This is a genomic window from Streptomyces flavofungini, from assembly GCF_041028215.1.
In the GTDB taxonomy this organism is placed as follows: Bacteria; Actinomycetota; Actinomycetes; order Streptomycetales; family Streptomycetaceae; genus Streptomyces; species Streptomyces flavofungini_B.
Genome location: NZ_JASKYR010000225.1, coordinates 1 through 10,246, shown reverse-complemented (window position 1 = coordinate 10,246; position 10,246 = coordinate 1). Strand labels below are relative to the sequence as shown.

Here is a 10,246-nt window from a genome sequence, read left to right as displayed (position 1 = left end):
CGCTGAGGGAAACGAGAAGCCCATGACCCAGCAACCAGCCCGCATGCGCGGTGACCTCGGACTGCTCTCCGTGGTCGCCTTCGGGGTGGCCTACATGGCCCCCGCGGTGGTGACGTCCATCTTCGGCGTCATCGCGGCCACCAGCAAAGGGGCCGCGCCCACCGCCTACGTCATCGCCACCGGCGCGATGCTGCTGACCGGCCTGAGCTACGCGAAGATGGCCAAGGTCCATCCCAGCTCCGGCTCCGTGTACACCTACGCCCGCAAAGAACTGGACTCCCGCATCGGCTTCCTGGCCGGGTGGGCGCTGCTGCTCGACTACCTCTTCCTGCCGATGGTCGCCTGGCTGCTCCAGGCCATCTACCTGCACGCCCAGTTCCCGGCCGTCCCCGAGTGGGCCTGGCTGGTGATCAACGTGGCCCTCGCCACCGCGATCAACGTCATCGGCCTCAAGGTCGCCGACCGCGTCAACCGGGTCCTGCTGGTCGGTGTCACGGCCATGCTCGTCGTGCTCGCGGTGCTCTGCCTCCGGCACGGCCTGGGGCACGGCGGCGCTCCGGCGGCCGGTCACGCCTTCTGGTCCGACGCCACCAGCATCTCCGCCGTCACCGCCGCTGCCGCCGTGGCCGCCTACGCCTTCCTCGGCTTCGACGCGGTGAGCACCCTCAGCGAGGAGGTGCGCGACCCCGCGCGCACCATCCCGCGGAGCATCATCCTCACCGTGCTGACCGGCGGCGGGATCTTCATCGCGATCTCCTTCCTGATGCAGTGGGCCCACCCCGGCGGCTCCTTCCCCGACGAGGACTCCGCCGGGTACCTGGTGTCCACCCTCGTCGGCGGACAGACCTTCGCCGATGTCGCCAACATCGTCGGCATGCTCGGCGGCTTCGCCTCCTGCGTCGCCATCCAGGCCAGCACCAGCCGCCTGATGTTCGTGATGGGCCGGGACGGCGCCCTGCCGCGCCAGGTCTTCGGGCGGCTGCACCGCACCCTCCTCACCCCGGTCACCAATGTGCTGATCATCGGCGGTGTCGGCCTGCTGGCGATGAACCTCTCGCTCGCCGACGCCACGTCCTTCATCAACTTCGGTGCGTTCCTGGGCTTCACGGTGGTCAACATCTGCGTGATCGCCTACGCCGTCCGGCAGTGGCGCTCCGGGACCCGGCACTCGCCCCTGCGCTACTTCCTCCTGCCCGCCGCCGGTGCCGCCGTCGACGTCTATCTGATCACCCAGCTCGGCGGCACGGCCGTACGCCTCGGCCTCGGCTGGCTCGTCATCGGCATCGCCTGGCTCGCGGTCATCACCAAGGGCTTCCGCAGGCCCACCCCCGAACTGCGCATCGAGCCGCACGATCAGAGCGAGCCCGTGCCCTCGCGAACGGGATGAACCGGATGCGGACGACGCCCGCCCGACGGGCTGTCAGGTGCCCGGACCGTCGAGCCGCACCGACTGACCTTCTGGGGTGACGGTGAGACCGAAGCGCGCACGGCCTGGCCGACCGCTGTCGACCCACCAGTCGTACGCGGCGCGCGCGTCGTCCCACAGCCGCCGCCCGCCGCCCCGACAGACGCGCGCTGTGCCGCCCGCACGGAACATCACGCACGCCCATGAGCGGTCGGTCAGGCTGGAGAGCCAGACCGGGCGGACGCCCCCGCGCCGTTCGGCCACGACCATCGTGCAGCCGGGGACGCGAAGGCCGAGGACGAAGCGCTGGACGGCGAACCTGCCGCCCACGAACTCATCCTCGGTGGTCGTGGTCGCGGACTCATCACCGTCGGCCACGGTGCCCGGCACGTACGCCATGTCGTACGGTAGCGCTGTGCACGCTCGTAGGCCGTAGCGCCCTTCGAAGGTAGTGATACATGCGAAGCCGTATCAACGGTTCGGCGCCCAACGAGTGAGGCAGTACATGCCGCTGACCGGTGTGAAACGTCAACTTCCTGCGCAGCACTGCCTCGCTGTCACTCCAGTACGAAGCCAAGCGAGCCAACCCTTGTGCTGCGACACCTTGAGAGCGCGAAGAGCTGGTAGCACGATCATGAGTTGGCCAGATCACCGGCAGGATCCGGCGCTTGCGCAGTTCGCGCCGGTGGGGATGGGAGTCGTAAACCTTGTCGCCGAGCAGCGAGACGGGGCGGCGGCGCGGACGGCCGGGGCGCCCGGCCACGGGCGGGATGCCGTCGATGCGGGCGAGGGTCTGGGTGACGTCGTTGACGTTCGCCGCGGTGGTGATGACCTTGAGCGGGGTGTCACGTCCGTCGCGGTTCACGATGTACGGCCGAGCACTCACACCCTCCCGAACGGCCGAATCGTCACATCGGTCATGCCCGACCAGGGCACCTCAACAAGATCGCGTTACGAGCTCAAAGGCCGGGGGCGCTGCGGCCCTTGTTCGTGGGCCTCGGCGATGCAGGCGCTCAGTCGGTCGCGGGCGGTCCGCAGTTCTTCCAACTGCCGGTCAGGCGGTCCCCTTCAGCCGCCAGTAGCCGCAGCAGCTGTGGTGCGACTTCACCGGCGTCGGCGAACGGCAGGATCTCGCGAACGGCCCTGCTGGGCAGGCTCTCCGAGTAGAGCCGCTGGATCAGCTTGACTCGCTCGACGGCACCGGCCGCGTATCGGCGCTGACCCCCGGAAGTCCGGGTGGAGTGCAGCAGACCCTGCTGCTCGTAGTAGCGCAACGCCCTGACGCTGACGCCCGCCGCCGTGGCGACCTCGCCGATCCGCACCCAGGCCTCCAGATTCATCGGGACGTCCGGCTTGCACCTGACACGGACGTCAGGTTTTAGCGTAATCGACAGCGGGCCACCGTTGCCCACGCCCCACGCCCCACGCCCGGTGCCCGGTGCCCGGCGACCCAAGCCCCAGAAACACTGCCGCACTTCAGTGAGGATCACCCATGAGCAACCCGACCAAGACCATCGTGGTGCTGGGCGCCACAGGACAGCAGGGCGGAGCGGTCGCCGCGGCGCTGCGGGCCGACGGCTGGACGGTGCGCGCGGTGGTATGCGATCCGTCCGCTGCGCGGGCCCGCGCCCTCGCCGCGACCGGCGTCGAGACCGTTCGCGGGGACCTGGGTGAGCCGCGGTCGCTCCACGCGGCCTTCTCCGGCGCCCACGGTGTCTTCAGTGTCCAGCCGAACTCGGGCCAGGCCGGTGCCACCGTGACCAACGAGGACGAGGTCCGCTTCGGCACAACAGTGGCCGACACCGCCGAACGGTCCGGCGTCGCCCACCTCGTCTACAGCTCGACGGTCGCCGCGGGCCCGACCCCGACGGGCGTCGCCCATCTCGACACCAAGAGCACCATCGAGAGACACGTCCGCAGCCTCGGCATCGCCCACACCATCATCCGGCCCGCCACCTTCATGGAACTCCTGCTGCCCCCCGGCATGGGACTCATCAGCAAGGACACCTGTCCTTCCTGATGAGTCCCGGCCAGGTCCACCAGATGATCGCCGTACGCGACATCGGCCGGATCGTCACCGGGGTCTTCGGCGCACCCGACCGCTATGCCGGCCGCACCTTCGAGATCGCCGGAGACGCCCTCACCGGCGACGCACTGGCCGAGCAGTTGTCACGGGCCGCCGGTCGGCCGATCGGCTACAGCCGCCTGCCGACGACGCTGCTGGAGCAGGACGAGGTGCTCGGCAAGCTCGCCGTCCTCGCCGAGAACGGGAGGCTGACGGGCCACGCGGATCTCGACGCGCTGCGCGGGGACTTCCCGTTCCTGCTGCGCTTCGACCACTGGTTGGCGGGACCAGGCGCGCACCTCCTCGAACAGGCGCTGCGCCGGGCGCCGCACCCCTCACCGCCTGCGAACCGCAGGCGCTGAAGGCGGAACCCTGGTGGGGACCCTCCAAGCCCCTAGTGGGGACCCTCCAAGCCCCGCTGGTCATCGTTGTGCCGGGCAAGACGACCGCGGGCGTTCGTACGGCCGCAGACTGGCCGGAGGGGTGGTCGAAAGGGTCGCCGCGTTCTTGTCCGTGACGACACTGGGGTACCACATCGTGAGTGAACGCGTCATTGCGCCCAAGGGCCGGGGCTTTCTGTTTCTCGACTCGCATCCGGCCGGCTGCGAGCGACTGGTGGATGAGATGTGGGCGGCTGTCCCGGCCCCAGCGGTGATCAGCGGGACCGGCGAGGCCGGTGGGGCCGGGAAAAACAGCGGGGGCGAAGGGCCGGTGGCCCTGGTCATCGGCTCGTCCGCCGGGTACGGCCTGGCCGCCACCATCGCGGGCCTGGCCCGTGTCGGAATCCGTGGCATCGGCGTGTGCTTCGAGAAGGCTCCGGCGCGGCGCACCGGCACGGCCGGCTGGTATCGCACCGCTGCCACCGCGAGGCTCGCACAGGAGCACGGGCGGGACATGGTCTTCCTCAACGGCGACGCGTTCAGCGACGCGATGAAGGAGCAGGTCGCCGAGGTCCTGAAGGAGCGGTTCGGAGGACGGCTCGACTACCTGATCTACTCGGTGGCGGCGCCCCGCCGCACCGACCCGGACACCGGTATCGCCTACGCCTCGGCCCTCAAGCCGGTCGGCTCGCCCCACACCACCAAGACCCTCGTCTTCGACGAGCACGGCGCCCCGGAGGTCAAGCAGGTCACCACCGCTCCGGCCGAGAACGACGACATCGAGCAGACCGTGGCGGTGATGGGCGGCGGCGACTGGGAACGGTGGATCACCTTCCTCGCCGACCGCTCCCTGCTCGCCGACGGGTTCACCACCGCCGCCCTCTCCTACATCGGCTCGCCACTCACCGCGGCGATCTACCGCAACGGCACCATCGGCGCGGCCAAGGCCCACCTCGAAGCCACCGCGCGCACCTTGGACGAGCGCCTCGGCAATACCGTGGGCGGCCGGGCCGTGACCTCCGTCAACGCCGCGGCGGTCACCCAGTCCTCCACCGCCATCCCCGGCATCGCCCTGTACATCGGGCTGCTGCGCGGGGTGCTCGGCAACGGCATGGTGGTTCCGATCGGCCAACTGGTGCAGCTGTGGGACCAGCTGACAGGCTCCGGTCCCCTGGACGTCGACGACGAGGGCCGCATCCGCCTCGACACCTGGGAACTCGACCCCGGCGTACAGGACGCGGTCGCCGAGCGCTGGACCAACGCCACCAGCGACACCATCACCGACCTCGCCGACCTCGACTGGTTCAGCGGTGAGGTCCGCCGCCTGTACGGCTTCTCGGTCCCCGGCGTCGACTACACCGCCCCTGTCGAAACCGACGTCTCCTGGCCCGTCCAGGTCCGTGGGTGACCGGGAGGACCCCCTGGTGAGGCTGGCCGTACGGGCCTGATCGCCATATGCGCCCGCGCGGGCACGTTCCGGTCCTCCGCTTGACGGTGCCGGGTGCCGCGCGGTGGGTGGTTGTCACCCGTCCGTGTCCCGGGGTGTCAGGTGGACGGTGAGGGTGTCGCCCAGGCGATCCGACAGCGGGCCCGTGTGCTCGATGCCCAGCGTCTGGGACAGGGCGACGGCGTGCAGCCGCGTGGCGGCCTCAAGCAGGTCGGCGTAGCCGGAGGTGGTGGTGCGGATGCGGTGCCGGGCGATGAGCCCGATGGCCCCGGCCAGCGGTGCCGCGGGCCACCACCAGCAGGCGAGCGGGGCGTAGAGCAGGGCCCAGGCGGCCAGGGTCGCGGCCCGGGAAAGAGCGGTGCGCGCCTGGGTGATGTCCGCGCGGCCGGTGTCCGGGAGGGTGAGCCACACGTACGGCCAGACGGTGGCCAGGTCGAGGTGGTGATCGCGGTCCAGGCGGATCGCGGCCGCGTGGACGCGGTCACCGGTCCAGGTGGGACGCTCTGGACGGCCGACAGCGACCTTCGCCCTCCGGTGCTCGGCCAGGCTCAGGGCGATGGGGGAGGGGCGCCGACTGGGGTCGGGCGACCGGGCGGCCGCGTACTGGCTGCGGTAGTGGGTGTCGGCCCTGTCCCAACGGCGCTGCCTGGACGCCACCCAGCGCCCGGTCAGGTACCGGAACGGGTGGGGCCAGGTGTGCCAGTCGGCGGCGAGCACGAGGCGTTCCACGGCCGTGCCGAACGCCTGGGCCGCCAGACCGAGAGCGGCGGCGCCGAGCAACACGGCCAGCAGCAGTACCACTTGGCCGCCCGCCGTGCCGATGGCCGGATCTTTGGCGTACGAGGTGATCTGCCGGCTCAGATAGGACACGTCGAGCGCGTGGTCGTGGCGCAGCACACGGGCGGAGGCGGCGACCGCGAGGTAGAGGACCCCGGGCAGTACGAGAAGCGTCAGCCAGCGCTCGGCCAGCTTCTTGGCCAGTTCGCTCCACAACTGGCCCACCTAGACCAGCCGTTCCCGAGGCAGCTGCCGTCCGCTGATCGCGCACCGCGGCGGGAACTCGGTGACCTCCCTGCGAGAGAATCCGGCACACCGCTGCATCGGGCACCGGTAGGTGATCTGGAGGCTGCTCAGTCCGGCGGCACTGAAGGGGTGGCGGTAGCCGTAGACGCCCGGGGCGTCGCCCGCGCGTTGCAGGGCCCGGTGCAACGCGTCGAGGATCGCGGGAAGGTCCTCCTCGGCGGTGTCAGCCCCCAGCGCGGACCCCGACGCGGACCCCAGCGCGGCCTCCAGCCGCCGCAAAGGCTCTTGACCCTGCTCTCCCAGCGTCTCGCGGATCTCGGTGAGGTGACCGCATACGTACGCCAGCGCGGCTTCCTGGCGCTGTCGGTCCGCGTCCCCGCGAGCAGTGTCGGACAAGAGACCCTCCTGACGCGAACCTCCCGAAGCGAACCTCCCGAAGATATGAAGTTTGACGATATCGCTGCGCGGTGGCCTTGTCCCGGCAATGCTGCTTCTGGCCGAACAGGGTGAACGGGAGGCGCGGGTGGCAGCGGACGAGCAGAGCCGTGAGGCGTTGCGCGAGGCGATCGAGGACTGTCTGCGCCGGGTCGCCGACGGAGACGTCCAAGCCGTCCTGGAGCCTCGCGTCACGGAACAGGCACAGGCGCTGCGCGGCCTCCTGCGCGTGGACGACTCCGATGTGGGATCCCGTTTCGCGCTCGGCTGGCTGCATTGGCGACGCCATGAGCTGTCGCACGAGGCGGAGGACGAGTGGCAGGCCATCGACATGCTCGCCCTCTGTCTGGTCACTGGTACGGAAGCCGACCGAATGCCAGAAGCGCTGCGCTCCCCGCTCATCGAGGAAGCGGTGCGGATGGCCCAGCAGGTCACCGACGATCTCATGGGGCGCCCCGAGCCACACCTGACCACGACCGTGGTCGCCCTGTGGAGGCGCATCGCGGAGATCGCGGACCCGGATCGCGGCCGTCGGGCGCTGACGTTGTCGAATCTCGGAGCGGCGCTCCAGATGCGGCACGGCCAAGGCGGCGGGCCCGAGGATCTCGACGAGGCCGTCGACTGCTACCGGCAGGCACTGAGTACAGCAGGGCCGGACGACCGGAACACACCGGCCATTCGCTCCAACCTGCTGGCCGCGCTGCACGCCCGCTTCTCCCTCGTCGCCGGGCGGGCCGACCTCGACGAGATCATCCCCCTGTATCGGCAGACGATCGCCTGCGCACCCGCTGACCATCCTCAGCGGTGGGACTGGCATGCCAACCTGGGGACCTCACTGGTGGCCCGGTGGGAACTCACGGCTGTACGGGCCGACTTGGAGGAAGGCATCGCGACGTTCCGGCAGACGACCGACGGCGCCCCGGCCGGACATCCCCGCCTGGCTGCCTGGCGCTCCCTGCTGGGCATGGGGCTTGAGGCCCGTTTCCGGACCCTGGGCGACTGGGCGGACCTGGACGAGGCGATCCGCCTCCACCGAGGCGCCGTGCGGGACACTCCGGCCGGTGAGGCGGCCCGCGCGGGCTTCCTCAAGGAACTCGGTGACGCCCTGGCCCTCCGCTTCTACTTCCGCGAGAACAGGGACGACATCGACGAGGCCATCAGCGTCTTCCGGGAAGCTGTGGACGCCACCTCTCCGCAGGACCCCGCCCGGCTCAACAGGCTGGCGATGCTGGGCGCCGCCCTGGAGACGCGCTCCACTGTCGCCACCAAGGACCCGGCCGACGTGGAAGAGGCGATCAGGCTGCTGAGGGAAGCCACCGCCGTCCTCCCGGCCGATGACGTCCAGGCCCCCGACCGGCTGTTCAACCTGGGCAACGCCTTGCGCGCGCGTTTCCAGCGGGGCAAACGACAGGCGGACCTCGACGAGGCGATCGGACTGCTGCGCCGGACGGCCGACGCCGCACCCGTGGGTACTCCCGCACGCGCCAACCGTACGGCTGCCCTGGGCATCGCACTGCATCTGCGTTTCGACCACACCGGCAGACCGGAGGACCTGCGGGAAGCCATAGCGGCGCACGAGGAAGCGGTCCGCCTCTCCGCTCCGACCGACCCCGAACGGCCGCGACGGCTGTCCAACCTGGCGAGAACGCTGAGCGCCCTGGCCATGTGGACGGGAACCCGGGCCGACCTCAACCGCGCGATCCAAGCCCTGCACGAGGCCGTCGAGAACACCGTTGTCAGCGACGCCGCGCGCCCGGGACGGCAAGGCAATCTCGGCGGCCTGCGCTACGTGCGGTACATGCACAGCGGCGCGCGAGCGGATCTGGACGCGGCTGTCCGGACACTGCGGGAGGTGGTCGTGCTGGCTCCGCGAGACCACCCCGAACACCCGCTCTTCGAGGCGAATCTCGGCCTGGTCCTGCGGGTCAGGTTCGAGCGGTTCGGCGAGGCGACGGACCTCGACGAGTCGATCGAGCGGTTCCGCGCGGGGCTCGCGGTCCTGCCGGTCGACGACGAGCAGTACGCCAAACTCCTGGTGGGACTTGGCATGACGCTGAGTACGCGGTTCCGGCTCAGTGGCGACGCGGCGGACCTGGACGAGGCGGTCGTCGTACACCGACGAGCCCTGGACGTCGTACGGGACGACGCTCCTGATCGAGTGATGGTGCTGTCCACCCTCGGGATCGCCGTCGGCCTGCGTGCGGAGCACACCGGCGCCGAGCAGGACGAGGACGAGGCCGTACGGGTCCTCCGGGAGTCAGCGGCCCTGGCCCCGCCCAACCACCCCGACCTGGGCATCGCGCTCGCCAACCTCGGGGACGTACTGCTCCGCCGCTTCAGGCGGACCGGAGTGCGGGCCGACTCGGTCGCGGCGGCCGAGGCGTTCACCCGCCATACCGAACTCACCGCGGCTCCGCCGTCCGAGCGCGTACGAACGGCTCGCCTCGCCGCGTCCCTGACCATGCCGTCCGATCCGGCGCGGGCGGCGCGACTGCTGGCAGCCGCCGTCGAGCTCGTGCCCGAGATCGCCCTTCGCGAACTGGAGCGACCGGATCAGCAACGCGCCGTGCGCAGCCTGACGGGCCTGGCCCCCGAAGCGGCCGCGCTGACCCTGGACGACACCACGCTTCCACAGGCCACCCGGGCGGCCCGGGCCCTGCGGCTGCTCGAAGCCGGCCGCGCGGTACTGCTGAGCCAGGCGCTCGACACCCGTAGTGATCTGACGGATCTCCGGGCCTGCCATCCTGACCTCGCCTCCCGATACGTCGAACTGCGCCGTCTGCTCGACCGGGCGCCCGAGCCCGGGGCCGGGCCCGAGAGGGCCGAGGGCGAGCTCCGTGGTGAGGCGAAGGCGGCCCTGCTCCACGTGGACGCGTTCGACCGGCACCGCTTGGCGGCCGAGTTCACGGAGTTGCTCACCCACATCCGCACCCTGGAGGACTTCGACTCCTTCGCCCAACCCCCCTCCGTCGAGGAGTTGATGGCCCAAGCCGGTGACGGCCCGATCGTCGTCTTCAACACCAGCGGCTACCGTACGGATGCCCTGCTCGTCAGCTCGGACAGTGTGTGGGCACTCCCGCTCCCCGACGCCTCGCACGAAACGCTGGTCAGACAGATCATCGACTTCCACGGCGCTCTTCGGGCCGCTTCCGCCGGTACCACCGCACGCGCCCGCACCTCGGCCCAGGAACAGCTCTCACAAGTCCTGCGCTGGCTCTGGCACGCCATCGCGGAACCCGTCCTGGTGGCCCTGGGCTTCGAAGGGCCCCCGGACTCCGGGAAGCCGCCGCCCCGCGTCTGGTGGGCGCCCGGAGGGCTCCTGGGACTTCTGCCCCTGCACGCGGCGGGCCACCACACCGACGCACCCGACGATCCCGGTGTGCGCACCGTCATGGACCGGGTGGTGCTGTCCTACACCCCCACCGTCCGTGCCCTGCGCCACGCGCGGCGGCGCACCGGAGGTCGCGGCGCGTCTCCAGCCACGCGAGGAG

Annotated in this window: 10 protein-coding genes; 5 read left to right on the top strand and 5 right to left on the bottom strand. The window is 70.8% G+C overall.

Annotated features, from left to right (window positions below):
- Nucleotides 1-1,387 (top strand): APC family permease (locus AB8Z36_RS17395; protein WP_369214230.1); only part of this gene is annotated, 1,387 nt, incomplete at its 5' end.
- Between the two features lie 33 nt (nt 1,388-1,420).
- Here the strand turns inward: AB8Z36_RS17395 and AB8Z36_RS17390 are convergent.
- From AB8Z36_RS17390 to AB8Z36_RS17380, 3 genes are all read right to left on the bottom strand, one after another.
- Nucleotides 1,421-1,804: a hypothetical protein gene (locus AB8Z36_RS17390; protein WP_369214229.1), complete on the bottom strand. Its 384-nt coding sequence runs from the start codon at nt 1,802-1,804 to the stop codon at nt 1,421-1,423.
- Entirely contained in the window at nt 1,770-2,270 is a 501-nt protein-coding gene (locus tag AB8Z36_RS17385; protein ID WP_369214228.1) for a transposase, read from the bottom strand. Before AB8Z36_RS17385 ends, AB8Z36_RS17390 begins: the two co-directional genes overlap by 35 nt.
- Before the next feature lie 148 nt (nt 2,271-2,418).
- Nucleotides 2,419-2,745, bottom strand: coding sequence for a MerR family transcriptional regulator (locus AB8Z36_RS17380; protein ID WP_369214227.1), 327 nt, complete (start codon nt 2,743-2,745; stop codon nt 2,419-2,421).
- 152 nt (nt 2,746-2,897) lie between these two features.
- Between AB8Z36_RS17380 and AB8Z36_RS17375 the strand changes: the two genes are divergently transcribed.
- From AB8Z36_RS17375 to fabV, 3 genes are all read left to right on the top strand, one after another.
- Nucleotides 2,898-3,425: an NmrA family NAD(P)-binding protein gene (locus tag AB8Z36_RS17375; RefSeq protein ID WP_369214226.1), complete on the top strand. Its 528-nt coding sequence runs from the start codon at nt 2,898-2,900 to the stop codon at nt 3,423-3,425.
- Entirely contained in the window at nt 3,425-3,832 is a 408-nt protein-coding gene (locus tag AB8Z36_RS17370; RefSeq protein WP_369214225.1) for an NmrA family NAD(P)-binding protein, read from the top strand. The genes AB8Z36_RS17375 and AB8Z36_RS17370 overlap by 1 nt, the downstream gene beginning before the upstream one ends.
- Before the next feature lie 175 nt (nt 3,833-4,007).
- Nucleotides 4,008-5,258: an enoyl-[acyl-carrier-protein] reductase FabV gene (gene fabV, locus AB8Z36_RS17365; RefSeq protein ID WP_369214224.1), complete on the top strand. Its 1,251-nt coding sequence runs from the start codon at nt 4,008-4,010 to the stop codon at nt 5,256-5,258.
- 114 nt (nt 5,259-5,372) lie between these two features.
- Here fabV and AB8Z36_RS17360 read toward each other — a convergent pair whose 3' ends face one another.
- Both AB8Z36_RS17360 and AB8Z36_RS17355 read right to left on the bottom strand, forming a co-directional pair.
- Nucleotides 5,373-6,290: a hypothetical protein gene (locus tag AB8Z36_RS17360; RefSeq protein WP_369214223.1), complete on the bottom strand. Its 918-nt coding sequence runs from the start codon at nt 6,288-6,290 to the stop codon at nt 5,373-5,375.
- A gap of 9 nt (nt 6,291-6,299) precedes the next feature.
- Entirely contained in the window at nt 6,300-6,716 is a 417-nt protein-coding gene (locus AB8Z36_RS17355) for a hypothetical protein (RefSeq protein WP_369214222.1), read from the bottom strand.
- Nucleotides 6,717-6,804: 88 nt separating this feature from the next.
- Here AB8Z36_RS17355 and AB8Z36_RS17350 point away from each other — a divergent pair.
- The coding region (locus tag AB8Z36_RS17350; RefSeq protein WP_369214221.1) for a hypothetical protein at nt 6,805-10,246 on the top strand (3,442 nt) is incomplete at its 3' end.

Coding starts and splice junctions, on each gene's coding strand:
- AB8Z36_RS17380 (WP_369214227.1), bottom strand. CDS start 2,745: ATGAATCTGGAGGCCTGGGTGCGGATCGGCGAGGTCGCCACGGCGGCG.
- AB8Z36_RS17375 (WP_369214226.1), top strand. CDS start 2,898: ATGAGCAACCCGACCAAGACCATCGTGGTGCTGGGCGCCACAGGACAG.
- AB8Z36_RS17390 (WP_369214229.1), bottom strand. CDS start 1,804: ATGGCGTACGTGCCGGGCACCGTGGCCGACGGTGATGAGTCCGCGACC.
- AB8Z36_RS17370 (WP_369214225.1), top strand. CDS start 3,425: ATGAGTCCCGGCCAGGTCCACCAGATGATCGCCGTACGCGACATCGGC.